The organism is Streptomyces sp. NPDC087901 (assembly GCF_044742205.1).
GTDB lineage: Bacteria > Actinomycetota > Actinomycetes > Streptomycetales > Streptomycetaceae > Streptomyces.
On sequence record NZ_JBIUUC010000012.1, the window covers coordinates 1 to 25,895 of the forward strand.

At 70.2% G+C, this 25,895-nt stretch carries 26 protein-coding genes; 21 read left to right on the forward strand and 5 right to left on the reverse strand.

Annotated elements, in window-relative coordinates; translation table 11 throughout:
- The coding region (locus tag ACIOEW_RS29850; protein ID WP_401967439.1) for an electron transfer flavoprotein subunit beta/FixA family protein at window positions 1-470 on the reverse strand (470 nt) is incomplete at its 3' end.
- Window positions 471-580: 110 nt separating this feature from the next.
- Here ACIOEW_RS29850 and ACIOEW_RS29855 point away from each other — a divergent pair.
- Together ACIOEW_RS29855 and ACIOEW_RS29860 are read left to right on the forward strand one after the other, a co-directional pair.
- Window positions 581-1,303 (forward strand): TetR family transcriptional regulator, encoded by a 723-nt coding sequence (locus tag ACIOEW_RS29855; RefSeq protein ID WP_362552491.1) that lies wholly within the window; start codon window positions 581-583, stop codon window positions 1,301-1,303.
- A gap of 125 nt (window positions 1,304-1,428) precedes the next feature.
- On the forward strand, window positions 1,429-1,833 hold the full coding sequence (locus tag ACIOEW_RS29860) for a zinc ribbon domain-containing protein (RefSeq protein WP_401967441.1): 405 nt from the start codon (window positions 1,429-1,431) through the stop codon (window positions 1,831-1,833).
- Window positions 1,834-1,844: 11 nt separating this feature from the next.
- Here ACIOEW_RS29860 and ACIOEW_RS29865 read toward each other — a convergent pair whose 3' ends face one another.
- The gene (locus tag ACIOEW_RS29865; RefSeq protein WP_401967443.1) at window positions 1,845-2,147 is read right to left on the reverse strand and encodes a response regulator transcription factor; all 303 of its coding nucleotides are present in this window, start codon (window positions 2,145-2,147) and stop codon (window positions 1,845-1,847) included.
- Window positions 2,072-3,367 carry a HEAT repeat domain-containing protein gene (locus ACIOEW_RS29870; protein WP_401967445.1) on the reverse strand — a complete coding sequence of 432 codons (1,296 nt, stop codon included), beginning with the start codon at window positions 3,365-3,367 and terminating at the stop codon, window positions 2,072-2,074. Before ACIOEW_RS29870 ends, ACIOEW_RS29865 begins: the two co-directional genes overlap by 76 nt.
- 432 nt (window positions 3,368-3,799) lie before the next feature.
- Between ACIOEW_RS29870 and ACIOEW_RS29875 the strand changes: the two genes are divergently transcribed.
- Window positions 3,800-6,523: a cellulose binding domain-containing protein gene (locus ACIOEW_RS29875; RefSeq protein WP_401967447.1), complete on the forward strand. Its 2,724-nt coding sequence runs from the start codon at window positions 3,800-3,802 to the stop codon at window positions 6,521-6,523.
- Window positions 6,524-6,677: 154 nt separating this feature from the next.
- Window positions 6,678-7,256: a hypothetical protein gene (locus ACIOEW_RS29880; protein ID WP_401967449.1), complete on the forward strand. Its 579-nt coding sequence runs from the start codon at window positions 6,678-6,680 to the stop codon at window positions 7,254-7,256.
- Here the strand turns inward: ACIOEW_RS29880 and ACIOEW_RS29885 are convergent.
- The gene (locus ACIOEW_RS29885) at window positions 7,238-8,149 is read right to left on the reverse strand and encodes an acyl-CoA thioester hydrolase/BAAT C-terminal domain-containing protein (RefSeq protein ID WP_401967451.1); all 912 of its coding nucleotides are present in this window, start codon (window positions 8,147-8,149) and stop codon (window positions 7,238-7,240) included. The genes ACIOEW_RS29880 and ACIOEW_RS29885 overlap by 19 nt on opposite strands.
- Before the next feature lie 24 nt (window positions 8,150-8,173).
- Complete coding sequence (locus ACIOEW_RS29890; protein WP_362552509.1) at window positions 8,174-9,058, reverse strand: SIS domain-containing protein; 885 nt, start codon at window positions 9,056-9,058, stop codon at window positions 8,174-8,176.
- A gap of 185 nt (window positions 9,059-9,243) precedes the next feature.
- Between ACIOEW_RS29890 and ACIOEW_RS29895 the strand changes: the two genes are divergently transcribed.
- The 17 genes from ACIOEW_RS29895 (at window position 9,244) to mmuM (ending at window position 25,861) form a co-directional block, all read left to right on the forward strand.
- The gene (locus ACIOEW_RS29895; RefSeq protein ID WP_362552512.1) at window positions 9,244-10,044 is read left to right on the forward strand and encodes a DeoR/GlpR family DNA-binding transcription regulator; all 801 of its coding nucleotides are present in this window, start codon (window positions 9,244-9,246) and stop codon (window positions 10,042-10,044) included.
- Between the two features lie 448 nt (window positions 10,045-10,492).
- Window positions 10,493-11,503 carry an ABC transporter permease gene (locus tag ACIOEW_RS29900; RefSeq protein WP_401967453.1) on the forward strand — a complete coding sequence of 337 codons (1,011 nt, stop codon included), beginning with the start codon at window positions 10,493-10,495 and terminating at the stop codon, window positions 11,501-11,503.
- Window positions 11,500-12,459: a carbohydrate ABC transporter permease gene (locus tag ACIOEW_RS29905; protein ID WP_401967455.1), complete on the forward strand. Its 960-nt coding sequence runs from the start codon at window positions 11,500-11,502 to the stop codon at window positions 12,457-12,459. The genes ACIOEW_RS29900 and ACIOEW_RS29905 overlap by 4 nt, the downstream gene beginning before the upstream one ends.
- Window positions 12,460-12,508: 49 nt before the next feature.
- The gene (locus ACIOEW_RS29910; RefSeq protein WP_401967457.1) at window positions 12,509-14,149 is read left to right on the forward strand and encodes a hypothetical protein; all 1,641 of its coding nucleotides are present in this window, start codon (window positions 12,509-12,511) and stop codon (window positions 14,147-14,149) included.
- 46 nt (window positions 14,150-14,195) lie between these two features.
- Window positions 14,196-15,371 carry a Gfo/Idh/MocA family oxidoreductase gene (locus tag ACIOEW_RS29915; protein ID WP_362552523.1) on the forward strand — a complete coding sequence of 392 codons (1,176 nt, stop codon included), beginning with the start codon at window positions 14,196-14,198 and terminating at the stop codon, window positions 15,369-15,371.
- A gap of 123 nt (window positions 15,372-15,494) precedes the next feature.
- Window positions 15,495-16,670: a ricin-type beta-trefoil lectin domain protein gene (locus tag ACIOEW_RS29920; protein ID WP_362552526.1), complete on the forward strand. Its 1,176-nt coding sequence runs from the start codon at window positions 15,495-15,497 to the stop codon at window positions 16,668-16,670.
- Window positions 16,671-16,995: 325 nt separating this feature from the next.
- On the forward strand, window positions 16,996-17,994 hold the full coding sequence (locus tag ACIOEW_RS29925; protein ID WP_401967459.1) for an MBL fold metallo-hydrolase: 999 nt from the start codon (window positions 16,996-16,998) through the stop codon (window positions 17,992-17,994).
- A 62-nt stretch (window positions 17,995-18,056) separates the two neighbouring features.
- Entirely contained in the window at window positions 18,057-19,427 is a 1,371-nt protein-coding gene (locus tag ACIOEW_RS29930; RefSeq protein ID WP_401967461.1) for an ATP-binding protein, read from the forward strand.
- Window positions 19,424-19,849, forward strand: coding sequence for a roadblock/LC7 domain-containing protein (locus ACIOEW_RS29935; protein ID WP_350998620.1), 426 nt, complete (start codon window positions 19,424-19,426; stop codon window positions 19,847-19,849). The genes ACIOEW_RS29930 and ACIOEW_RS29935 overlap by 4 nt, the downstream gene beginning before the upstream one ends.
- Window positions 19,846-20,199 (forward strand): DUF742 domain-containing protein, encoded by a 354-nt coding sequence (locus ACIOEW_RS29940; protein WP_350998623.1) that lies wholly within the window; start codon window positions 19,846-19,848, stop codon window positions 20,197-20,199. Before ACIOEW_RS29935 ends, ACIOEW_RS29940 begins: the two co-directional genes overlap by 4 nt.
- Complete coding sequence (locus ACIOEW_RS29945) at window positions 20,177-20,791, forward strand: ATP/GTP-binding protein (RefSeq protein ID WP_362552536.1); 615 nt, start codon at window positions 20,177-20,179, stop codon at window positions 20,789-20,791. Before ACIOEW_RS29940 ends, ACIOEW_RS29945 begins: the two co-directional genes overlap by 23 nt.
- Window positions 20,788-22,050, forward strand: a complete 1,263-nt coding sequence (locus ACIOEW_RS29950) for a cytochrome P450 (RefSeq protein WP_401967465.1) — start codon at window positions 20,788-20,790, stop codon at window positions 22,048-22,050. Before ACIOEW_RS29945 ends, ACIOEW_RS29950 begins: the two co-directional genes overlap by 4 nt.
- A gap of 104 nt (window positions 22,051-22,154) precedes the next feature.
- On the forward strand, window positions 22,155-22,553 hold the full coding sequence (locus ACIOEW_RS29955) for a cell division protein SepF (protein ID WP_362552542.1): 399 nt from the start codon (window positions 22,155-22,157) through the stop codon (window positions 22,551-22,553).
- 267 nt (window positions 22,554-22,820) lie between these two features.
- Window positions 22,821-23,180 (forward strand): nucleotide pyrophosphohydrolase, encoded by a 360-nt coding sequence (locus ACIOEW_RS29960; protein ID WP_362552545.1) that lies wholly within the window; start codon window positions 22,821-22,823, stop codon window positions 23,178-23,180.
- A gap of 125 nt (window positions 23,181-23,305) precedes the next feature.
- Window positions 23,306-23,842, forward strand: a complete 537-nt coding sequence (locus ACIOEW_RS29965; protein WP_362552736.1) for a DUF6099 family protein — start codon at window positions 23,306-23,308, stop codon at window positions 23,840-23,842.
- A 121-nt stretch (window positions 23,843-23,963) separates the two neighbouring features.
- Window positions 23,964-24,887, forward strand: a complete 924-nt coding sequence (locus tag ACIOEW_RS29970) for an LLM class F420-dependent oxidoreductase (RefSeq protein ID WP_362552548.1) — start codon at window positions 23,964-23,966, stop codon at window positions 24,885-24,887.
- A gap of 11 nt (window positions 24,888-24,898) precedes the next feature.
- Window positions 24,899-25,861 (forward strand): homocysteine S-methyltransferase, encoded by a 963-nt coding sequence (gene mmuM, locus ACIOEW_RS29975; RefSeq protein WP_401967469.1) that lies wholly within the window; start codon window positions 24,899-24,901, stop codon window positions 25,859-25,861.
- Window positions 25,862-25,895: the final 34 nt, after the last annotated feature.

The window sequence follows — 25,895 nt, forward strand, 5'->3', positions numbered from 1 at the left end:
TTCACGACCCCGCCCCCGACCGACACCTCCGACAACAACGTCACCTGCGGCACACCCAGCCGCTCCGCGAGCAGCGCCGGAACCACACCCATCGTCCCGTCCGTCGACGCCATCCCCGAGATCACCAGGTCATAACCAGTCTTCTCGACCGCCTTCGCCAGCACCAACGACGTACCCACCGCGTCCGTGCCGTGCAGACCGTCGTCCTCGACGTGAACAGCCCTGTCCGCACCCATCGACAACGCCTTGCGCAACGCGTCCTTGGCATCCTCCGGACCCACCGTCAACACGGTGACCTCCGCATCGTCCGCCGCGTCCGCGATCTGCAACGCCTGCTCGACCGCGTACTCGTCCAGCTCCGACAGCAGCCCGTCGACATCCTCACGATCCAACGTCAGGTCATCGGCGAAATGCCGGTCACCGGTCGCGTCGGGCACGTACTTCACACAGACAACGATCCTCAAGCTCACGCCGGCTCTCCTGTACTTCGTGGTGTCTCTGCAGCGATCCTATGGTACCCAGTACCCTTCGTAAAGGTACGCAGTGCCGGATATGCCGTTCCGGTGCTACGTTTCCCGGCATGACCGATGACCGCGGGCCGGCCAAGAAGCCCCCCATGCGTGACGTGCTCGCCGAGGCGGCCTTCGCGCTCTTCATGGAGCGCGGGTTCGAGCGGACCACGGTGGACGACATCGTGGCCAGCGCCGGGGTGGGGCGGCGGTCCTTCTTCCGCTACTTCCCCTCGAAGGAGGACGCGGTCTTCCCCGATCACGAGCGGTGCCTCGCGGACATGACCGCGTTCCTGGAGGCCGCGGGGGAGGGCGACCCGGTGGAGGCGGTGTGCGATGCGGCCCGGCTGGTGCTGCGCATGTACGCCGAGAAACCCGAGTTCTCCGTGCAGCGCTACCGGCTCACCCGGGAAGTGCCCGGCCTGCGTACCTACGAACTCTCCGTCGTGCGCCGCTACGAGCGGACCATGGCCGGGTATCTGGAGCGACGGTGGGACGGCGCCCCGGACGCGGCCCTGCGGGCCGAGGTGATCGCCGCGTCGGTGGTCGCGGCGCACAACAACGGGCTGCGGTCCTGGCTGCGTTCGGGCGGCCGGGGCGATGCCGGCGCCGAGGTCGACCGGGCGCTCGAACTCGTCCGTTCCGTATGGGGGGCGGCGGCCGATCGCCCGCCCGCGCCCGCCACCGAGGACGACGTGATCGTGATGATCGCACCGAAGGGCGCCCCGATGTGGCGCGTCGTGCAGCGCATCGAATCGGCATTCGGCGAGGAACAAGGCACCACTGAGAGGTAGTTCACTCAGCGGTTCACCTCTTCCCGGCACTCAGTACCTTTACTTCATGGAACTAAGTGCCATACGGTGCCGATGTGCCGTCGCCGGAAGTGCGGCGCGCCGAGTCGAGCGCGGGAGGCCGAGACGTGTCCATCACCGGAATCGACGTGGAACCCACTGCTCGCGACGCAGCGGGGCCCCGCAGCACGGAAGGTCTGGTGTACCAGGTGTGCCGGTGGTGCGGCACCGCCTCGTTCCGTAAACTCCTGTGCCCCGTCTGCGCGTCGAGCGATCTGGAAGCGGAGCACAGCGACGGCCACGGTGTCGTCGTACGGTCCAGCGTCGTGAACCGCTACTCGCGGGTCATGCGCAACGAGTCCCTGGTCCGGTTCCCCGAAGGCTTCGTGTACCGGTGCCGCATCGTGGGCGCCGCTCCGCACCTGGTGAACGCCGGAGACCGGGTCCGGCCCGTCGGCGGCATGACCTCCGAGGCGGGTGAGGTGGTGCTCGAACTGTGCGACCCGCCCGGGATGGCCGATTGGTACGCGTGAGCCCGGGGCCCTCACGCCTCCAGGTGGCGCAGCACGGCAGGGATCCGGCGGTTGCAGCCGGTGCGGTGCGCCGGCCCCGGCTTGTCGAAGACCGTGTTCAGGTTGTTCTCGACCGCGCTCGGCGAGATGTGCAGTTTCCGGGCGATGGCCGCATTCGTGCAGCCCTGTGCCGGCGCCTCCAGGACGGTGCGCCCGCGCGGGGTCAGCCGCGACAGCGGGTCGGCTCCCGTCCCATGGGTCAGGGGCGGGCGTCCGGCACGGCCTGAGGTCCGCCGGATCCCGCTCCACCGCCCATCCGCCGCCGATACTGCCAACTGGCGTCCACGAGGTGGGTGCTGGGCCAGGACCGCCAGTCGACCGGCCCCTCGTGCTCGTTGCCCTCCAGACAACGTGGGTCGTCGCGTTCGGCCAGCCCGTACACGGCCCAGATGCGCACCATCTGGTCCTCGTCGCCGAGGCGTTCGGCCAGTACGTCCGTGATGTCCTGGGCGTGGCCCTGATGACCGGCAAGGAGTGAACACGCGTGTGCCCGTACGTCGCTGTCGGGATCCCGCGTCAGGACGAACAGTGCCCGCAGCGCCGCGAGGGAGAACGACCCCTCGGATCGCTGGAGGACCGAGGCCGCCGAGTGCCGCACCTCCGCGTCCGGGTGGGTGACGTAGGAGAGAGCCACCGCCTCGACCCGAGGGTCCGGGGAGCCGGACTCGGACAGTGCACGCAGTACGGGACGGAGGACGGCCGGGTCCGTCTCTCCGACGGCCCACGGGAGGAAGATCTCCGGTGCCCGCGGTTCGAACACGACCGGCCGCGCATCGGCCACCGCCTCCCTCTGGACGATGCCGCGCAGGACGTCCGCGGCGAACATCCGGTGCAGGGGTTCGGGGTGGGACCGCAGCCTCGCTGCGGCCGCCCAGGTCTCCTCGTCGGTCCGGTCGGCGAGAACACCCACGGCCTCGGACCAGTCGGCGTGCTCCGGGTCGGGATGCGCGAGGGCGCGTCCGAGCAGTTCATCGACGGACTGACGCTGCCCGAACCACCTTTCCAGATTGCTGAGAACCGCGGCGTGCCCGTCGCGCACGGTCAGTCCGCCGAGCGTGATCTCGTCGTAGTCGGTCCACCAGTCGCCGTCCCGCACACGGATCCGGCAGGGCGGGCCCAGGTCGCCCGTTCTGCGCCGCAACTCGGTTACCACACCTGCCTCGTGCCAGTGCCGCGCGCGTGCCAGCAGTTCAGCCCGCTCGGTCTCGCCGAGGTGCTCCCCGAGACCGGGCAGCACCGCGAGAACGACCGAGACCGTGCCGCAGTCGACGGCTCGGAGCAGGGGAGTGGTTCCGTCGGGGAGCAGCCGTTCCGGATCGGCGCCTCCCTCGGTCAGGGTGGAGGCGACCGGTTCGTCGAACGCGGCGATGGCCAGGCAGAGCGCCGGGACGCCCCGGGCGTCGGCCGATTCCGGGTCGGCGCCCGCCTCCAGGAGCCTGCGTACGGCCTCCGCGTCCCCGCGCCGCACCGCATCGATCACTGCGCCCTCAGCCATTCACAGCCCCCACTTGCACGCATGTCCCCGGAGGAACCCTAATCGCCCCTGCCGTACGACATCGTTGAGGATCGTCCAGCCCGGCGGCCTCCCTGGCCGGTTGCCGGCCTCACCGACGCCGAACCGGGGGCGGTGGGGGGATCCCAGGGCGCCTGTGCGTGAGGGTCGAAAATCCCAACGCCGTTGCCCCGTACAGGTATTGAAGTGGTGGGCCGACCGCCCGAAGCTTCGGCGGCAGTGTTGCGGGTGAATTGCCTGACGCTGCCGCAATGGTCTCTCCGTGGGTCGCGAAGTCATCCGATGAACCCTGCCCTTCACCCTTCTCCCGGCGAGCCCGCGCCGCTACCATCGGGACGCGAATGGGAGCGCTCCCACATCTGTACCCGCCCTGTACCGCCGCTGTCGGCGGTCTCGTTCGGAGAGGACGTTTCCGTGCGCTCAAGCGCTAGACCCCTTGCCGCCCTCCTGGCGGCACTCACTCTCACCGCAGGCCTGTTCGCCACCGGCGCCCCGGCATCGGCGCGAGCCAACGCTGCCGTACCGGCCGCCGAAGCATCCGATGTGTCCCTGGCCGCGGACACGTACGACTGGAAGAACGTCCGCATCGACGGCGGCGGTTTCGTCCCCGGCATCGTCTTCAACCGGTCGGAGAAGAACCTCGCCTACGCCCGCACCGACATCGGCGGTGCCTACCGCTGGGACCAGGCGGGCAAGCAGTGGACACCGCTGCTCGACTGGGTGGACTGGGACCACTGGGGCTGGTCCGGCGTGGTGAGCCTCGCCTCCGACTCTGCCGACCCGGACAACGTGTACGCCGCGGTGGGCACGTACACCAACAGCTGGGATCCGACCAACGGTGCGGTCCTGCGCTCATCGGACCGGGGCGCCAGCTGGAAGGCCGGCACCCTCCCCTTCAAGCTGGGCGGCAACATGCCGGGCCGCGGCATGGGTGAGCGCCTCGCGGTCGACCCGAACAAGAACTCCGTGCTGTACCTGGGTGCGCCCAGCGGCAAGGGCCTGTGGCGCTCCACGGACTCGGGGGCGACCTGGTCCGAGGTGACGGCCTTCCCGAACCCGGGCAACTACTCCCAGGACCCGACCGACACCAGCGGATACGGCAACGACAACCAGGGCATCGTCTGGGTGACCTTCGACGAGCGCAGCGGCAGCGCGGGCAGCACCACGCAGGACATCTACGTCGGGGTCGCCGACAAGGAGAACACCGTCTACCGCTCCACCGACGGTGGCGTCACGTGGTCGCGGATCGCCGGACAGCCGACCGGATACCTGGCCCACAAGGGGGTGCTCGACTCCTCGGGCGGCTATCTGTATCTGACGCTGAGTGACACCGGCGGCCCGTACGACGGCGGCAAGGGCCGGATCTGGCGCTACACCACCGCGACCGGTGAGTGGAAGGACGTCAGCCCGGTCGCCGAGGCGGACACCTACTACGGCTTCAGCGGACTGTCCGTGGACCGGCAGCAGCCCGGCACCCTGATGGCGACCGCGTACAGCTCCTGGTGGCCGGACACCCAGATCTTCCGCTCCACCGACAGCGGGGCGACCTGGACGCAGGCCTGGGACTACAGCAGTTACCCGAACCGCACCAACCGCTTCACCCAGGACGTCTCCTCCGTGCCCTGGCTGACCTGGGGTGCCAGTCCGACGCCGCCGGAGACCTCGCCCAAGCTGGGCTGGATGACGGAGGCGCTGGAGATCGACCCGTTCGACTCGAACCGGATGATGTATGGCACCGGTGCCACGATCTACGGCACGGAGAACCTCAAGAACTGGGACTCCGGCAGCCAGTTCAGGATCACCCCGATGGTGAAGGGCCTGGAGGAGACGGCCGTCAACGACCTGGCGAGCCCGCCGTCCGGGGCCCCGCTGCTCAGCGCGCTCGGCGACATCGGGGGCTTTCGCCACACTGATCTCGACGCTGTACCGGGCATGATGTTCACCTCGCCCAACCTCACCTCGACCACCAGCCTCGACTTCGCGGAGACCAGCCCGAACACGGTCGTACGGGTCGGCAGCGCCGACGCCGCCCCGCACATCGGCTTCTCCACTGACAACGGGTCCAACTGGTTCCAGGGTTCCGAGCCCTCCGGGGTCACCGGCGGCGGCACGGTCGCGGCCGCGGCCGACGGCAGCGGGTTCGTGTGGAGCCCGGAGGGCGTGGGCGTACAGCACACCACCGGGTACGGGAGTTCGTGGTCCGCGTCCACCGGCATACCGGCCGGGGCGGCCGTCGAGTCCGACCGGAGGAACCCGAAGAAGTTCTACGGGTACAAGGCCGGCACCTTCTACGTCTCGACGGACGGCGGCGCCACCTTCACCGCGAAGGCGTCGAGCGGTCTGCCCGCCGAGGGCAACGTCCGCTTCAAGGCGGTGCCCGGTACCGAGGGCGATGTGTGGCTCGCGGGCGGCAGCACGACCGGGGCCTACGGACTGTGGCACTCCACCGACTCGGGTGCGACGTTCACCAGGCTGTCCGGGGTCGAGCAGGCGGACTCGGTCGGCTTCGGCAAGGCGGCCGCGGGGGCTTCGTACCAGACGCTCTTCGTCACCGCGAAGATCGGCGGCGTGCGTGGTGTCTTCCGCTCCACGGACGCGGGTACGACCTGGACCCGGATCAACGACGACGCGCATCAGTGGGGCTGGATCGGCGCTTCCATCACCGGCGATCCGCGGATCTACGGGCGGGTGTACGTCTCGACCAACGGGCGCGGAATCATGTACGGCGACTCCTCGGACAGTGACGGGGGCGGCACGGACCCCGGGACCGATCCGGGCACGGACCCCGGCACCGACCCGGGGAACCCGCCCGGGGACGCTGCCTGTTCGGTGACGTACAAGGTCACCAACCAGTGGTCGGGCGGCTTCCAGGCCGATGTGACGCTCACCAACACCGGGACCGCGGCTCTGGACGGCTGGCAGCTCGGCTGGACGTTCGCGGACGGCCAGAAGGTCACCCAGATGTGGAACGCGACGCCCACACAGGACGGGGCGAAGGTGAAGGCCGCCAGCATCTCCTGGAACGGCAAGGTGGTGCCGGGGGCCTCGGTGGGCTTCGGTTTCACCGGCACCCTGACGGGCGGTAACTCCGAACCGGCCGCGTTCGCCCTGGGCGACGAGGTCTGCGCCACCGGCTGACCAACGGGGCGAGGGGGAGCGGGGGAAGAGGAACGGGGGGAGGGGCGGGCCGAGCGGTTGGGCCCGCCCTTTGCCGCGTCCCCGGTCCCGGGGAGGTGGCGGCGCGCGACGACCTCACTGGCCCCGTACAGGTTAGTCGGCCATACTGCCCGCCGTGGAGCAGCGCATAGATTCGAACACTCAGCCCGCGTACGCCGCAGGGACAGACCCGGCGTACATCCCTGGTCTCACGGCCCCCCGAACCGTCGCGAAGGCGGACGAGGACCCGGAGCAGACCGAGGAGCCCGCACCCGAGGATGCCGCGCCCGAAGATGCCGTCGTGGAGGCCGCATCCGAGGACGCGGTGCCCGACGGCGAGCCCGCCGCCGGAACGGCGTCGGACGACGAGGAGGACGAGAACGAGAACGTGGCAGGGGCGGTTGAGGGCCCTGCGTCCGAGGACGGGGCCGCCGACGGCCCGTCGTTCGAAGTGAGCGACCGACGTGGTTCGATCTCCGCGGACCGGGAGGGTATCCGGTTCACGCTGGACGACCAGGCGGCCGACTTCCACTGGGACGAGATCGGGGCCGTCGAGCTGAAGCCGGCCCGGTTCGGCCGCCGGTTCACGATCACGGTCCACGTGTCGGCCCAGCGCTGGTTCAACGCCGAGGTCGAGGCACCCGCCAGGAGCAGCCTCCAGGAGTGGACGGAGGGCTTCGACGCGGTCCTGGACGTCTACTTCGAGGAGTCCTGAGGCCGCGGGGCTCCGTGGCCCGTGCCGAGCAGCACAGCGAGGACGTGCGGCCAGGCGGCCGCCCCGAGTGCGGCGTCGGCGGCGGGTGAACCTCCGTACCGGAAGCGGTCGGACGGGGTCGCGGGGCCCTCGCCGGGCAGCCGGGGGCGGTGTCCCGCGTCGGCACGGGTGACCAGGCGTACGGGGAGACCGGCCGCCCTGCGACGGGCGGCCAGCTCCCCGGCGAACCGCAGGGAGGGCCACATCAGGTCGTCGCCGCCCGCGACCAGCACGAGCCCGGTGCCGGGCCCGGTCGGCGGGATCGACGCGGCCGGGACACGGCCGGCAGCGGTCCGCAGGCTCTGCTCGTACCAGCCGAGCACCGAGACGGGCTCTCCGTCCGGCTCCACGGGTACCCAGGCGTCGTCGTAGGGGACGAACGGCAGCGGCTTGCCGCGCCAGGTCCAGGACGACCGGTGCGGCCGCGTCCTGCCGTCGCGGCCCGGCCCCACATTCGCCCAGGTGAGCGAGGTGGGTGAGAGCGCCACGACGGCGTCGACGCCGTCGTGGAGACCGGCGAGGTGCAGCGCGGCCTCGGCGCCCTTGGAGGTGCCCAGGACGCCGATACGGCGCACCCCCGCCGCTCGCAGCCACTCGATCGCGGACACGAAGGTCTCCAGCGGGACTTCGCAGATGCCCGGGGGCTGTCCCGGGCCGCCGAACCACTGGATCGACAGGGCGGTCATGCCGTGCCGGGCCAGCAGCCGGCACCGCGCGTCCTCGATCCGCCCGCTGGACCCGGCGAGGACGAGTACGCCGGTACAGCCGCCGTGCTCGGGGGTGGCGAGAAAGCCCGTCCAGGCGTCCGCACCGCCCCCCGGTCCGGCCTGCACCGCGCGTTCCGCGATCCTCATGTCCCGCTCGGTATCCGGCTCGGCTCAGGCGTCCGCCAGGACCACCGACCGGGTCAGATGGCGCGGGCTGTCCGGGTCCAGACCGCGGGCGGCGGCGCGGGCGATGGCCAGGCGCTGGACGCGGACCAGTTCGGCCAGCGGGTCCAGGCCGCTCTCCACCCAGCGGGCGCCGGTGGCGAGGACCTGCTCGCGCAGTCCCTCGGGGGCGGCGCCGAACGTCCAGGTCGCGGTGCCGGTGGTGGCGATGCTGATGGGACCGTGGCGGTACTCCATCGAGGCGTACGCCTCCGTCCAGGACAGCGAGGCCTCCTTCATCTTCAGTGCCGCCTCGTTGGCGAGGCCGGCCGTCCAGCCGCGGCCGAGGAAGGTGAACTGGGTGCAGTCCAGCAGCCCTTCGGGCAACGGCTCGGCCAGTGCGGCCTCCGCGTCGCGGACCACGGCGTCGGTGTGCAGACCGAGGTGGGCGCGGAGCAGGGTGAGCAAGGTGGTGGCGAACCGGGTCTGCACCACGGACTGCTCGTCCGCGAAGTCGAGAACGACGACGGCGTCGGCGGACGTCATCACCGGCGTGTTCGGGTCGGCGGTGATGGCCACCGTGGGGGTCGTGCCGCGCAGCCGGTCGAGCAGTTCGAGTACCTCGGTCGTCGTGCCCGAGCGGGTGAGGGCGACGACACGGTCGTAGCGGCGGCGGGCGGGGAACTCCGAGGCGGCGAAAGCGTCGGACTCACCCTGTCCGGACTCCTCGCGGAGCGAGGCGTATGCCTGAGCCATGTAGAACGAGGTGCCGCAGCCGACCACGGCGATGCGCTCGCCGGGGGCGGGCAGCGCGGCGGCATGGCTCGGAGCGAGGTCTGCGGCGCGGCGCCAGCAGTCCGGCTGACTGGCTGTCTCGATCTCGACAAAAGACACTTTTGCACTCCGTACTGAGGGTTGGATGCTCGTTTACGCACGTTACTCGCAATGAGCAAGCATTATCAAGCATTCAGCGTGCATGCGGCTTGACTCGTCGGAGCCTTGTGCGACGCTTGCGCGTGTCCGGTGATCGCGCCCGAGGGGATGGGTGCTCGCAGACCGGGCCCGTAAGGAGACTTCTCTTGTCCAGGGATACCCGGTGGAACGAACTGCTGGAACTCGTCGGCAAGCACGGCCGGGTGGACGTCGAGGACGCCGCCAGGACTCTGGACGTGTCGGCCGCGACCATCCGCCGCGACCTGGACCAGCTGGCCGAGCAGCAGCTGCTCACCCGTACCAGGGGCGGCGCGGTCGCGCACGGCGTCAGCTACGAGCTGGCCCTGCGCTACAAGACGGGACGCAACGCTCCGGAGAAGCAGGCCATCGGCCGTGCCGTCGCCGAACTGGTCGCGGTCGGCGAGGTGGTGGGGCTGACCGGCGGCACCACCATCACGGAGGTGGCGCGGTCGCTCGCCGTGCGGTCCGACCTGGTGGGTGAAGGTGCGGGCGGGTCGTCCGGCCAGCCGACCCTGACGGTCGTCACCAACGCCCTCAACATCGCCAACGAGCTGGTGATCCGGCCACAGATCAAGATAGTGGTGACCGGCGGCGTGGCCAGGCCCCAGTCGTACGAGCTGACGGGCCCGCTGGCCAGCGGTGTGCTGGGCGAGATCACGCTGGACGTCGCCGTGCTGGGCGTCAACGCGATCGACACCGAACGCGGCGCGTACGTCCATCACGAGGGCGAGGCCAGCATCAACCGGCTCCTCGCCCAGCAGGCCCAGCGGGTGGTGGTGGCGGCCGACTCGTCGAAGATCGGCAAGCGGGCCTTCGCGCGGGTCTGCGACCTCGGGCTGGTCGACTTCCTGGTCACCGACAAGGGTGTCACCTCCGAGGCGGCCGCACGCTTCGCGGAGGCGGGTGTCACCGTCATCGCGGTCTGACCCGGACCGAACGGCCCGTACCGGGCCCATGCGTGACTGCGGGCCGCCACATCTCGTGTGGCGGCCCGCAGTCACGCGCGGGCCCGAGAGGTTTCGCGGTGCGTGAAGCTGCTTGTGATCTTCGCCAACTGATCACAACCACGCACCGGAGTACCGCTCCTGACGGTGTCGCAGCCCTTTTCGGGGCCGGATAGCGAGGATGCTGCGTCGCTTGTGTGCCGATTTCGCATCCCTGCTTGACCCTCCGTTGTGCTTGCGTCGACTTTTCCATGCCAATAGATGTTCGTTACTTCAGTGAAATGAACAACTCTTGCCATGGCGGTGTGTGGTCGTGAACTATGTGGGCTGTCGCCGCGAAGGAGCTGCGGACGCACCCGAACCGGTGCGCGCCGCCTCCGCGTCTGCGGGACGTTCTCTCGCTCCATCAGCCCTGGAGGTGCCTGTGACGATGGCAGATGTGCCGGTCACAGCCGTGCGGTCGCCCGAACCGCAGCCCCGCGACCCCGACGACGCGGACCGCCCCGCCGGGAAGAAGGGCGGGAAGCCCCGAATACGGCAGCCGCTCCGATACCGCCTGAAACGGGACAGGACGCTTCTGCTCCTCTGTCTGCCTGGCGTGCTGTACTTTGCGCTTTTCTTCTACCTGCCGCTCGCGGGCAACGTCATCGCCTTCCAGGACTACCAGCCGTTCCTGGGCTTCAAGCAGAGCCCGTTCGTCGGCCTCGCGAACTTCAGCGCGCTGCTCGCCGAACCCGAGTTCTGGAGCGCGGTCTCCAACACGCTGCAGATCACCGCGATCCAGCTGCTCCTGTACTTCCCCGCGCCGATCGCCCTGGCCCTGCTGCTCAACTCGCTCATCAGCGAGAAGATCAAGCGGTTCATCCAGACCGTCGTGTACCTTCCGCACTTCCTGTCCTGGGTCGTCGTCGTCGCCATGTTCAAGCAGGTACTCGGCGGAGCGGGTTCGGTCACCACGCTGCTGATGGAGCACGGGGTCAGCATCGGCAACGTGATGACGGACCCCGGCACGTTCAAGCTGCTGATCACCGCCCAGGCCATCTGGAAGGACTGCGGCTGGGGCACGATCATCTTTCTGGCGGCCATCGCCTCGATCGACATGGGCCAGTACGAGTCCGCCGCGATGGACGGCGCCGGCTGGCTCCGCAGGATCTGGCACGTCACCCTCCCGGGCATCCGGCCGGTGATCCTGATGCTGCTGATCCTTCGGCTCGGCGACATCCTCTCGGTCGGCTTCGAGCAGATCATCCTGCAGCGCGACGCCGTCGGCCCGGACGCCTCCGAGGTCATGGACACCTACGTCTACTTCCACGGCGTCGTCGACGGCGACTGGGGAATGAGCACCGCCGCCGGTCTGATGAAGGGCGTCATCGGTTTCGCCCTCATCCTCGCCGCCAACAAGCTGGCCCACCGCTTCGGCGAGCAGGGAGTGTACCGATGAGTCAGCAGTCCGTCGCGACCCGGCTGCGCCGCGCCCGGTTCGGCCCCCGGGGCGCCTCGCGCCCCCGCGTCACCCACGGCAGGCCGCCGTGGATGGAGCGCCCCCACTGGTACGGACAGGGCGCGAAGGCGGCGGCCCTGGTCGTCCTCACCGTGATCGTGCTCTACCCGTTCGTCCTCGCCATCGGCACCAGCCTCGCCGGCCGCGAGGAGCTGAACGCCAACGGCGGTTACGTACTCCTGCCGCACCACCCGACGCTGGAGGCCTACCGGGTCATCCTCTCCGGCGGTGTCGTCACCCAGGCCGCCCTGGTGTCCATCGGCATCACGCTGATCGGCACGGCGCTCAGCCTGGCGTGCACGGTGATGATCGCCTACGGCACCTCGCGCCCGGGCACGGTCCTCGGCAAGCCGATCCTGCTGCTGGTGCTGGGCACCTTCCTCTTCGCGCCCGGCATCATCCCGACGTACCTGGCAGTCCAGCAGTTCAAGATGCTGGACACCTACGCCGCGCTGATCCTTCCGGTCCTGCTCAACGCGTTCAACATCGTGGTGGTCCGCTCCTTCTTCCAGAGCATCCCCGAGGAGCTGTACGACGCGGCGCGGATCGACGGGGCGGGTGAGGTCACGGTCCTCTTCAGGATCGTCCTCCCGCTGTCCAAGGCGGTTCTCGCAGTGGTCGGCCTGTTCTACGCGGTCGGCTACTGGAACAGCTTCTTCAACGCGGTGCTGTACCTGAACGACTCCAGCAAGTTCCCTATCCAGGTGATCCTGCGCAGTTACGTGCTGAACGGGCAGAGCATCAACGCGTCGGCCATGGGCGTCCACGCGGTGCCGCCCGCGACCTCGCTGCAGATGGCCGTGCTGATCATCGCCATCGTGCCCATCTTCTGTGTCTACCCCTTCCTGCAGAAGTTCTTCGTCAAGGGCGTCCTCACCGGGGCGATCAAGGGCTGATCCGCCCGCCCCGCCACTGCCCAGCAGGCCACACACTTCTAGGAGCACCATGTCCACCAACTTGTCCCGGCGCGGCTTCATGGGTGCCGCGGGAATCGCCGGCCTGACCGTGGCCGGCCTGTCCACGCTGAGTGCCTGTGGCAGCGGCGCGACGGTCAGCAAGGGCGGCGCGAAGGCGTCGGCCAGGCTCAAGCTGCCGACGTACGTGGCCGCGCAGACCGCCCCCGCCGACCTGGCGGGCAACGCAGCGGGCCTCGACGCCACCTACCTCCGCTACCCCAAGGCCCTCACCACATCGGTGGTCAAGGCGCCCGGCGACGGTAGCCGCATCACGGCCCTCACCGAGACCTTCACCACGCCCGCCCCGCCGCAGGCCAAGAACGCCTACTGGCAGGAGCTCAACAAGCGCCTGGGGGCGCAGTTCGACATGACGATCGTCGTGGACCAGGGCGTCGACGCGTACCTCACCAAGTTCAACGCCATGATGGCCGGCGGCGACATACCCGACCTGGTGTGGTTCCCGCCGAACCAGGGCATCCAGCGCGTGCCAGAGCTGCTGGACGCCAAGTTCCACGACCTCACCCCGTACCTCTCGGGCGACGCGGTGAAGGCGTACCCGAACCTGGCGAACCTGCCGACCACCGCCTGGAAGACCGCCGTGATCAACGGCAAGATCCGCGGCGTCACCGTGGCCTACGGCTCGATGGGCCAGGTCTATGTGGTCAACCAGGACTTCTGGAAGCCCGTCGGCGGCGCCGAGTTCAGCAGCGCGGAGGACTTCCTCGCCAAGGGCAAGGAACTCGCGGACCCCAAGCGCAACAAGTACGTCCTGGAGCCGGCGTACGTGAATCACGTCGGCCAGTTCGGCCAGTGGTTCGGCGCGCCCAGCGGCTGGCGGCTCGAGGGCGGCAAGCTGACGCACATGTACGAGACGGAGGAGTACCAGGAGGCCCTGGCGTTCGGGGTCAAGGTGGCGAAGGCCGGGCTGTTCTGGCCCGACCCCAACCTCAGCACGACGATGGAGAAGATGGCGCAGGGCAGCCTCGGCGCCTATGTGCAGTCCTTCCCCAGCTTCCTGGTCGACTCCAAGACGTACGACTTCCCGTTCGGTGTCATCGTGCCGTTCGCCGCGAAGGAGGGCGCGAAGCCCCGGTACAACATGGGCTACGGCTCGGTCGGCTACACCGCCATCAACAAGAAGGCGGACGCCGAGCGCGTGAAGATGCTGCTGGGTGTCATGGACTACCTGGCCGCGCCCTTCGGGACCGAGGAGCGGCTCTTCCTCGACAACGGCATCGAGGGCAAGCACTTCACCCGCACGGCCAAGGGCGACATCCAGCTCACGGCCAAGGGGAACTCCGAGGCGGTCACCACGGCCATGCCGCTGGCCTTCCTCGCCGCCGGCCCCGAGTACGTCTACCTGCCGGGCAAGGCCGAGCTGGCCGGGAACATCCACGGCTGGCAGCAGGAGCTCCTCAAGATCAGCCAGTCCAACCCGACGAGCGGGCACTTCTCCGACACGTCGACCAGCAAGAGCCCCTCGCTCACCACCGCCATGGCCGATGTCCAGCTGGACATCATCGCGGGCCGCAAGCCGATCTCCGCCTACAAGGAACAGCTGAGCAAGTGGCGTTCCGGCGGCGGCGACAAGATGCGCGCCGAGTTCGAGGCCTCGCTCGCCGGCAAGTAGCCTCCGCCCGCACCCTCCGCCGTACCCCCCAGAGAAAGGGACTCCCGTGTCAGACCTGCGACTCGGTGTCATCGGACTCGGCCTGCGCCGTTCCATCGCGATGTCAGCCCACCACCCGGGACAGGGGTCGGCGATCACCGCCGTCTGCGACCTCGACCCCGAGGTGCGCCGGCGTGAGGCCGAGCGCTTCGGCACCGATGTCGCGGTCGAGGACTACAAGCTGCTCCTCGACCGGGACGATCTCGACGCGATCATCATCGCCACCCCGGACGACACCCACGAGGTCATCGCGATCGACGCACTCCGCGCCGGCAAGGCGGTCTTCGTGGAGAAGCCGCTGGGGATCACCGTCGAGAGCTGCGACAACGTCCTGCGCGCCGCGTACGAGACCGGGACCCGGCTCTACGTCGGCCACAACATGCGGCACATGGGTGTCGTGCGGCTGATGCGCGACATCATCGCCCGCGGCGACATCGGGGAGCCCAAGGCCGTCTGGGTGCGCCATTTCGTCGGCTACGGCGGGGACTACTACTTCAAGGACTGGCACGCCGACCGGACCCGGACCACCGGTCTGCTCCTCCAGAAGGCCGCGCACGACATCGACGTGCTGCACTGGCTGGCCGGCGGCTACACCCGGCGGGTCAACGCGCTGGGTGACCTGCTCGTCTACGGCGGCCTGCCGCGCCGGGAGGCGGACACCCCGCGCCCGGACAACTGGCTGCGGGAGTTCGACTGGCCGCCGACGGCCCGCAAGGACCTGCACCACATCGTCGACGTCGAGGACGTCTCGGTGATGAACATGCAGCTCGACAACGGCGTCGTGGCCGCCTATCAGCAGTGCCACTTCACGCCGGACTACTGGCGCAACTACACCGTCATCGGCACCGAGGGCCGGCTGGAGAACTTCGGCGACAGCCCCGGTGACGAGGTCAAGGTCTGGAACACCGGACCCAGCGGATACCGCGCCGACGCCGACATCACCTACCGGGTGCCGGAGGCCGGCGGTTCGCACGGCGGCGGCGACACCCGGATCATGGAGGAGTTCTGCCGGTTCGTGCGCGACGGGGGCGTCACCGACACCTCGCCGGTCGCCGCCCGGATGAGCGTCGCCGCCGGTGTCCTCGCGACCCGCTCCCTGCGTGAGGGCGGTGCGCCCTACGACGTGCCGGCCCTCGACCCCGAGCTGGTGGCGTACTTCGAACGCGGGCAGGTCCGTTCCTGAGGATCTGACCGGGAAAGGCCGGACAGGGCCACGGCCCTGTCCGGCGGGTTTCACCGCACGAAACGCACCGAGCCGGTGCATGCGAAACGATCCCCGTCCCCCCATCAGAAGCAGGTGCACCGCATGACTCTGCGCCACTTGTTCGGAACCCTCACCGCCACCGCCGCGGCAGCCGCTCTGGCCCTGCTCGGCACGGCCGCCCCCACACAGGCAGCAGGTATCGGGACGACTCCCGGCACCTACACCAACTACTCCTTCTCCGGTGCGCCGAAGCTGACCGACGTCACCTGGTCCACCACCGTCCTGCACGATCCCGGATACCAGGCGAACGTCTTCTGGAGCCATCAGTTCGGCTTCGACCAGGGCAACGGCGCGTACATCGGGATGCAGTCCAACGGAGGGAAGAGCCGCGTGCTCCTCTTCTCCGTCTGGGACGTCTCCGAGGCCAAGGCGGGCTCCACCGGTAGCTGGTGCGAGAGCTTCGGCGGCGAGGGCGAAGGCATGAGCTGCCGGATGAACCTCGCCTGGACCGCGGGCCACCGCTACACCTTCAAGGTCGCGGCCGAGGGCGACGGCTGGTTCGGTGCCACCGTCGCGGACACCACCGCGGGCACCTCGTACAAGCTCGGCACCATCAAGACCCCGGCCACCGCCATCTCGCCCACCGGGATGGTCGACTGGACCGAGTACTTCGAATGGAACGACTCCCGCGCCAACTGCTACGACCAGCCGTTCAGCGACGCCCGCTTCGGGACGCCCACCGGCAACGGCGGCACTGTCACCGGCGCGGTCTCAGGCACGTCCAACAGCGGCAACGCGTGCGCATCCACGACCCGGACCGACGTCGTCGCCGGCTCCACGGTGCAGAACCTCGCGATCGGCAACTCGGTGCGCGGCCCGGTGACCGGACTGGCCGGAAAGTGCCTGGACGCCGCGGGAGGCGTCTCGAACGGTACCGTCGCCGACCTCTACACCTGCTCCGGCGGCGCCAACCAGGCCTGGGTGAGAGCGGCCGACGGCACACTGCGGCTGCCGTCCGACTACTGCCTCACCGCAGACGGCACGGGCAACGGCGCGGCCGTACGGGTACGTGACTGTGCGGGAACGGGGACAGGCGGAGCCGTCACCGATCCGGCCAAGCAGTGGACTTACAACAGTTCCACGCACGCACTCGTCAACAAGGCGTCGGGCCGATGCCTCGACGCCCCGGGCAGCGCCACCACGGACGGGACCGCGCTGGACGTGTGGGACTGCCACGGCGGCGCCAACCAGCAGTGGAACGTGCCCGTGACCTACTAGGAAGTGAGCCACAAGCCCCCGGCGGGCCGCCTCCAGCGGTCTCGGCCGGGGGCTTTTCGGCGTCTGTTTTCAGCCATGCTCGGTGGGTAATCAGCCTCTGCCGGTTTGACGTCGGTCCGCTGCGCATCGGTGATGAGGGAGTAGGTATTCGGGGGAATTCTCATGAACTGTTCCGTTGTCGCACTGCGGCTCCCGGCTCGATTGCTCTCGGACGGTCACCAGTCGGCGGCCTCCGAAGTGGCGGGCAGTCGATTTCACGCCAACAGCGGCCCGTCGTGGCCGGGTTCGAACGCAAGACCGGAAACCGGTCGGCATAATCGCGTCCATGTCGATCACAGGTGGAGACGTCGTTGACCTGGGCCGGGGCCTGTACGCATGGCTCCCGCCGAAACGGGGTTGGGGCCTGGCCAACTGCGGCCTGCTCGTCTCACCGCGTGGCGCGCTCTGGTTCGACACCCCGTACGACACGGTGCTTGCTGGACAGTTCCTGGCCGAGAGCACGAAGCTGCTGCCCGACGGCGTCTCCATCGACCGCGTGATCGTCACGCACGCCAACGGGGACCACTTCTGGGGCGCCGGAGTGCTGCCGGACGCGGAGATCATCGCGACCCGCGAGGCCCGGGAGCACATCCACTACGAGCCCACTCCGCAACAGCAGCACGCCCTGGTCAACGGCAGCGATCCGGCCACCGCGCTCGGCGCCTACCTCGGGCGCCACTTCGGCCCCTTCGACTGGTCGCAGACCGATCCGGTCCGGCCGACGACCTACTTCACCGGGGAGCTCGAACTGACCCTGGGAGAGTTCCCCGTCCGGATCACCGCCCTGCCGTCCGCGCACACGACGGGGGACCTCATGGTCCACCTGCCCGAGCAGAGCGCCGTGTTCAGCGGCGACATCATCTTCTCCTCGACCCCGCAGCAGCCGGGCGACCACCCGATCCACTGGGCCGGCCCGCTGAGCAATGTGATCGCGGCCTGCGAACAGGTGCTGGCCACCGGTGCGGAGACGGTCGTGCCGGGCCACGGACCGGTGCTGGACCGGGCCGGCGTACGCGACCACATCGTCTACCTGGAGTACGTGCGGGAGCGCGCCCACGCCTTCCACGCCGCGGGGGTGCCCGCCATCGAGGCCGCCCGTCGTGTGATCGGGGAGGGGCGCCATCCCGAACTGGGCCTCCCCGAGCGGCTGGTGGTCACGATCGGCAGCGAGTACCGACAGCTCGACGGCTCCGAACTGCCCAGCGTGCTCCAGGTGATGACGGACGTCGCGACGGTGGCACAAGAAGTGGAGCAGGCCCGTGGGACGGCAGTCCGGGCGGGCTGACCGCCCGGTCCTTCGCCACCCCGGCCACAGGACCGACCCGACGACAGAAACGCGGTAACGGCATGGGATGGATCGTGGCGGTGATCGCCGTCGTCGTCGCTGTGACGACGGCGGTGCGCTCGTACAACGCCGCCCGCTCGGAACAGCTGGCCGTGGCCCACGCCGAACTGGCCGAACGCCAGGCGAAGGCCGCGGAGGCGCGCACCGACGCCCTCGTCGACGAGATCCGGCAGCTGGCGCGCAAGCGGATTCCGGCTGCCGCGCTCGCCCTCTCCCACCCCAGCGCCCAGGTCCCCGGGCTGCGCGAGGCGGCCGAGGTCGACGGCGGCGCGGCCCGGCTGCTCACCGAGGCGGTGCAGGCGGCCAGGACCGCGGTCATGGAGGAACGGCAGCGCGTCGACGCGGCCGCCCGAGCGGCGATGCGCGGCACCTCGGCCAAGATCCAGTCCCTGCTCAACCAGTCCCAGCAACTGCTGCACGAGCTCCAGCACGAGTACGACGACCCGCGCATCCTGCAACTGGACTTCCGCAACGAACTCGCGCTGCGCCGCACCCAGGCCACCGCCGTGCTCTGCGACGCATGGCCCGGCCTCGCCCGGCAGAGCTCACCCCTCGTCGAGATCGTGCTCGGCGCTCAGTCCCGGGTCGCCGGCTACGAGCGGATCAAGGTGGCCAACCACTTGCGCGACGAGCGGCTCGCGCTCGCGGCCCGGGCCGCCGAACCCCTCGCGATCGCGCTCGCCGAACTGCTCGCCAACGCCACCGCCTATTCGCACCCCGACACCGACGTGCAGGTGACGGTCCAGCAGAGCGGCGGCCGCGGAGCGTTCCTGGTGGTCGACGACGCGGGCATCGGCATGGACGAGGATGCGCTCGACCGGGCCCGCACCCTGCTGGCGGGCCCCTCCGAGGTCCTCCTGACCGAGCTGGGCGACCCTCCGCAGACCGGGTTCGCGGTCGTCGGCCGGCTGGTGCTGCAGTACGGCTTCCACTGCCACATCGAGGCCTCGCCGTTCGGCGGCATGCGCACGATCCTGCGTGTCCCCGCGCACCTGCTGACCGTGCTGGAGGACGACCACACCCTTTCCGTCCTGGCCCCGGTGCCCGTGTCGGCGGCCCCTGCCCCGGACCGTCCGGCCGGTCCCGCGGAACCCGGACCGGAGGCACCGCAGCCCGCCGCGGCAGCCTCGGGGCCCTCGGGGCTGCCCAGCCGGCGCCGCCGCGCGCCGCGTCCCGCGCCGGCCGCCACGGCCCCCGCCGCCCCGGCCGCCGGACAGGTGTCCCGTACACCTGAGCAGGCGGAGTCTTCCTGGGCGGCACTCCAGCAGGGCACCCTGATCGGCAGGAGCGTCGCCGGGCGGGCCCCCGCACCGGATTCGGACGGCCACGACCACCTGGGCGACCAGGACGAGCAAGGAGACGACGAGAAGTGAGCGCCCCTACTCCCACCACCGGTGACCTCGCATGGGTGCTGACCCCGCTGCTGGAACTGCCCGGAGTCCAGCACGCCGTGGTCGCCACCGGCGACGGTCTCGTCGAGGGCGCCTCGCCCGGCCTCGACCGGGCGTCCGGCGAACGGGTCGCCGCGATGACGGCCACGCTGCACGCCGCAGCCCGCGCCTTTACCACCGCCTTCACCAACGCGGAGTCCCCGCAACTGGCCCAGACCGTCGTCGAGTCGGACCTGGGCTTCGCGATCGTCGTACCGGCGGGGAAGAACACCACGCTCGCCCTGTTCGCTGAACCCGGCGCCAAACTCGGTGACATCGCCTACCAGATGCAGGTGCAGGTCACCGCGCTGACGCGGGCGATGCACGCGCCCGCTCGCCAACCGGACACCTCCCCACGGCCATGACCGCCGGCCCAGGACGCCGTCTGATCCCCGCCTACCTCGTCACCGGAGGCCGGTCCCGGCCCACCGGTCCCACGCTCGACCGCCTCGCCGTGCTCGTGCGGACCGAGGAGGCGCTGCCGCAGGACACCGGCTCCGAGCAGCGCAGGCTGTGCGGACTGCTGGAGCCAGGCGCCCTCACCGTCGTGGAGTGCGCGGCCCATCTGGACCTGCCGGTCAGCGCCACCGTATTCCTGGCCACGGACCTCGCGGCCGCCGGACTTCTGCTCACGCGACCGCCGATACCCAGTGCCGGGGAGATCGACCGGTCGCTCGTCGAGAGGCTGCTCGTTGGACTCCGCTCCCTCCACTGACCGGACGGGTGTCGGCTATCTGCCGGCTACCGCCCGGACCCTGATGAAGCTTGTCGTCACGGGTCCCTTCGGCGTGGGCAAGACGACCCTGATCCGAACCCTCTCGGAGATCCCCACGCTCCACACCGAAGAGGCGATGACCCAGTCCAGCACCCTGCTCGACGACACAGCAGGGCTGCCCGACAAGACCACGACCACGGTCGCCATCGACTTCGGGCGCCTCACCGTCCTGGACGACCTCGTGCTCTACATGTTCGGCACGCCGGGCCAGGAGCGGTTCCTGCCGCTCTGGGAGGACATCGCGCGCGGGGCCCTGGGCGCGCTGGTCCTGGTGGACACCCGCCGGCTCGCCGACTCCTTCGCCGTCATGGACATGGTCGAGGAACAGGGACTGCCGTACGCCGTCGCGGTCAACCGCTTCCCCGATGCCCCCGCCCACAGCGACGAGGTCCTGCGCAAACACCTCGACCTCGCTGCCGGGACCCCGCTGATCCAGTGCGACGCGAGGGGGCGACGCGGCAGCATCGACGCCCTGATCGCACTGGCCGAACACGTGCTGACCCGACTGCCGCAGCCCGAGGACCCGTCATGACATCGCATCCGCAGCCGCCGCCGTCCCTGGCGCTGTACGGCCCCGACTTCGCGGCCGACCCGCACGGCCACTACCGCAGACTGCGCGAGCACGGCGCCCTCGCACCGGTCCGGATCGCCCCCGACGTCGAGGCGATGCTGGTCACCGACTACCAGGCGGCCGTCGACCTGCTGCGGGACACCCACACCTTCAGCAAGGATCCCCGCACCTGGCAGGCGACGGTCCCCGCGGACTCGCCGGTGCTGCCCGTGCTCGGACACCGCCCCACCGCGCTGTTCAGCGACGGCCCGGAGCACACCCGCTACCGCGACGCGATCAACGACACCCTGGCCCTGATCGAACCGCACATCCTGCGCGCCGAGGTGGCCAGGGTCGCCCAGCAGCTCATCGGTGAGTTCGCCGCCACCGGCAGCGGCGATCTCATCGCCCAGTACGCCCGGCTGCTCCCGCTGCACGTCTTCGTCACCTGGTTCGGCGTCGATCCCGAGGACGGCGAACGCATCGTCGACGGCGTCGGCGGCATGATGAACTCGGCCCAGGGCGCCGCCGCCGCGTACGCCGACCTCGTCGATGTCGTCACGCGCCTCGTCGCCGACCGGCGGGCCCGGCCGCGTCGCGATCTGACCTCGTACTTCCTCGCACATCCGGCGCGTCTCGACAACGACGAGACTGTGCGTCAGATCACTTTGCTGATGAGTGCGGGCCACGACCCGGCGACCAACCTGATCGGTAACGCGATCCTGCACATGCTCACCGACGGACGGTACGCGGGCTCGCTGCACAGGGGTGCGATGACCGCCCACGAGGCGATCAACGAGGTGCTGTGGAGGGATCCGCCGATCGCCAATCTGGCGGCGCACTACCCGCGCCACGACACCGAGTTTCACGGGGTCAGGCTGCGCGCCGGACAGCTCGTCCTGGTCTCCTTCGGGGCAGCCAACACCCAGTCCGCACCTGCCACTTCGGACACCGTTGTGCGGTCCGGGGGCAGCGCCCATCTCGCCTGGTCGGCAGGGCCCCACCGATGCCCCGCGAAGCAGCCCGCACTGCTCATCGCGATGACCGCGATCGAGCAGCTGACGAGCCAGCTGTGCGATGCGGAGCTCGCCGTTCCGGTGGGTGAACTGCTGTGGCGGCCCGGTCCGTTCCACCGCGCACTGGTGCACCTTCCGGTACGTTTCACACCCCTGGACACCACCGCGTCCACGGGCCCGGACCGGGGCCGGGCGGGTGAGCCGGCCGTTCCGATCGGCTCCTGAACCGTGTCGCTGGTAGGCCGAACGGGTGAGGGGCGAGAGAATTGCCCGATGAACAGTGAGCGCAGCCGGCGCAACGCCAACCGATGTACAGACGGGGTGGTCCGGTGAGCAGGTACGACAGGTATGACGTCACGGACGAGCAGTGGGAGGGGCTGGCCCAGGTCGTACCGTTGCGCGGCCGCAACGAGTGGCCGTCCCGGGTCGACCACCGCACGGTCCCGGACGAGCGGGAGAGTGCCGAGCAGCGGCGCATGGTGGTGCTGCGGGTCCAGATCTTCGCGGATGCGCGCGAGGTCGCCGAGTACCTGGTCGCGCAGATTCCGGTGCTCCTCGATCTGACCAGCGCCGAGACCGACGTGGCCAAGCGGATCCTCGACTTCACCAGCGGGGTCGTCTTCGGTCTGGGCAGCGGAATGCATCGCGTCGACCGCAACGTCTTCCTCCTGTCGCCCATCGGCATGGAGGTCGAGGGCATGACGGCGGCGGGCGTACCGGGGGCGTAGCCGGTCTTTCCGAGGGCGCCGCGGCACCCGGTACGGCGTCGTCTCCGGTACGCCGTGACCGGGTGCGGCCCGGTATGCCGTTTGCCCGCGCGGGCGCCGTGGCTGGTGGTGTGGCCGATGGTGGTGCCGGTGGGCGGTGCCGGTGGGCGCCGCCGGTGGTGGGGCGCCTTCACATGCGAGGCCGCTTCCACGGGCGGGGGCCGCTTCCACGGGTGGGGGCAGATTCCGGCCGCAGGGCGCCGGGGCGGCAGTGGTAGACCTGGGGCCGTGACAGAACTCGACGTACGGACGCTCCAGCAACGGCTCGCCGCCTTCGCGGCCGCACGGGACTGGGGGCAGTACCACACCCCGAAGAACCTTGCGTCGGCGCTGAGCGTCGAGGCCGCCGAACTCGTGGAGATCTTCCAGTGGCTGACGCCGGAACAGTCGGCGCGCGTCATGGAGGACCCCGGAACGGCGCCCAGGGTCGCGGACGAGGTCGCGGACGTTCTCGCCTACCTGCTGCAGTTCTGCGAGGTGCTGGGCATCGACGCGCTGGCGGCCCTGGCGGCGAAGATCGAGCGGAACGAGCGGCGCTTCCCGGTGCCGGAGCCGGCGGACCCTCCCCTCCGTCACTCTTCGGAGTGATCGACTTGTTCACAGTCGACTCGGTGTCCACAGATTCCCGAAATCCTCTGGCCTTTCGGTACCACCGCCCTCACTGTGGGTAATGGAAGAGGTGAGTGGGTTTTCGCATCGAACGGGGGCGACGGATGGAAGCGGAGCGGCTTGTAGCAGTCATCCGGAGGGCGCTGGCACAGAGCCGGGGCACGCCGGACATCATCGCCGAGGCCTGGCAGGCCCAGGCGCTGGCGCAGGCGATCGGGAGCCGGCTGGCGGCGAGCGGCCCCAAGGAGTTAAGGGGCGAGGCGGGCGGACTCAGCGAGATCGGCGGGCGGAGCAACGGGGCGCTGGACCATCCGGCGGCGCGGGCCGGTGTGGCCCGGGCCGCGCAGCTCTCCGAGGTCGCCGATCCACGGGCGTCCCTGACCGGCCTCGGCGCGCTGCTCGGGGAAGTGGGGATAGCCCTGGTCGGAGTGGCGTGCGAGACGGATGAACAGGGCCTGTACTGGCAGTGCATGGAGGCGATCGACGCCGCCGACGAGTCGACGGACCGGGTGCACGGGATGCTCCGGCTTCTCGACGAGCGCGACCGGGAGTACCGGGAGGATCTGGAGCGCGGCAGGGAGCGCGACGGCCCGCACGGTGTGCTGCACGGACCGGTGGGGCCCGCGACCGACATCGGCTGAGCGTCCGGCACCCGGCACGTCCGGCACTCGTCGCGTCCGGCACTCGGCACGACCGGGGCGCGGCGCGGTGGAGAAGGCAGCGGGAGGGGAATCGGGGCGTCCGGAGGTGCAGGATGGAGGCATGGATCTTCGAATCTTCACCGAGCCCCAGCAAGGGGCGAGCTACGACACACTGCTCACCGTCGCGAAGGCGGCCGAGGACCTCGGTTTCGATGCCTTCTACCGGTCCGATCACTATCTGCGCATGGGACAGGGCGACGGCCTCCCCGGCCCGACGGACGCATGGATCACGCTGGCCGGGCTGGCGCGCGAGACCAAGCGGATCCGCCTCGGCACACTGATGACGGCGGGGACGTTCCGGCTGCCCGGTGTGCTCGCCATCCAGGTGGCTCAGGTCGACCAGATGTCCGGCGGCCGCGTCGAACTGGGCCTGGGGGCCGGCTGGTTCGAGCAGGAGCACAAGGCGTACGGCATCCCCTTCCCCAAGGAGAAGTTCGGCCGGCTGGAGGAGCAGCTGGCGATCGTCACCGGTCTGTGGGCCACCGAGGTCGGCAAGACGTTCAGCTACGACGGTGCGTACTACCAGCTCACGGACTCGCCTGCGCTGCCCAAGCCCGCGCAGGCCAAGGTGCCGGTGCTGATCGGCGGACACGGCGCGAAGCGGACGCCGCGGCTGGCCGCTCAGTACGCCGACGAGTTCAACATCCCCTTCGCCTCTCTGGATGACAGCGAGAAGCAGTTCGGCCGGGTCAGGGCGGCGGCCGCGGAGGCGGGCAGGCGGCCGGACGATCTGGTGTACTCCAACGCCCTGGTCGTCTGTGTCGGCAAGGACGATGCGGAGGTGGCGCGCCGGGCCGCCGTCATCGGACGGGACGTGGCGGAGCTGAAGGCGAACGGACTGGCCGGCTCGCCCGCCGAGGTGGTCGACAAGATCGGCCGGTTCGGCGCGATCGGAGCGTCGCGTATCTACCTCCAGGTACTGGACCTTGACGACCTGGAGCACCTGGAGCTGATCTCGTCGCAGGTCCAGTCCCAGCTCAACTGAGAGGAGCCCCTGTGTCCCCCGCCCGTCATCCCGGCCGATCCGCCGGGCCTCCCGCCGGAACTCTCGCGGCCGCGCTCGACGAGGGCCCGGTTCTGCTCGACGGGGGGCTCTCCAACCAGCTGGAGGCGCAGGGCTGCGACCTCTCCGACGCGCTGTGGTCCGCCCGGATGCTCGCTGACGGGCCGGAGCAGATCGAGGCGGCGCACGGGGCGTATGTACGGGCCGGCGCGCAGGTGCTCATCACCGCCAGCTATCAGGCGAGTTTCGAAGGGTTCAGGCAGCGCGGTATCGGGCGGGTGGAGGCGGCCGGGCTCTTCGCCCGCAGCGTGGAGCTGGCCCGTCGGGCGGCGGAGGCGGTGGACCGTGACGTCTGGGTCGCCGCCTCGGTCGGCCCGTACGGGGCGGTCACGGCGGACGGGGCGGAGTACCGGGGCCGCTACGGGCTCACTGTCCGGGAGCTGGAGCGCTTCCATCGCCCCAGGATCGAGGCCCTGGCCGCCGCAGGCCCCGATGTGCTGGCGCTGGAGACGGTGCCGGACACGGACGAGGCGCAGGCGCTGTTGCGGGTGGCGGGGGAGTGCGGGCTGCCGGTCTGGCTCTCGTACACCGTGGCCGGCGACCGGACCAGGGCCGGGCAACGGCTGGAGGAGGCATTCGCCCTCGTCGACGGAGAGGTGCAGGTGGTGGCGGCAGGGGTGAACTGCTGCGCCCCGGCCGACGCGGACGGGGCGGTCCGGGTGGCTGCGGAGGCGACCGGGAAGCCGGTCGTCGTCTACCCGAACAGCGGGGAACGCTGGGACGCGAAGGGGAGGAGATGGGCCGGGGGTGCCACGTTCGACCCCGGCCGGGTCGGGGCCTGGCGGAACGCCGGGGCTCGGCTGGTCGGCGGCTGCTGCCGCGTCGGTCCGGCGACCATCGCGGAACTGGCCGCGATGCTCGGCGAAGGAGGAACGGCAACCGAGCCCGGGGGGTGAAAATGCCTGGTGAGGGCGAATGAACCGGACCATA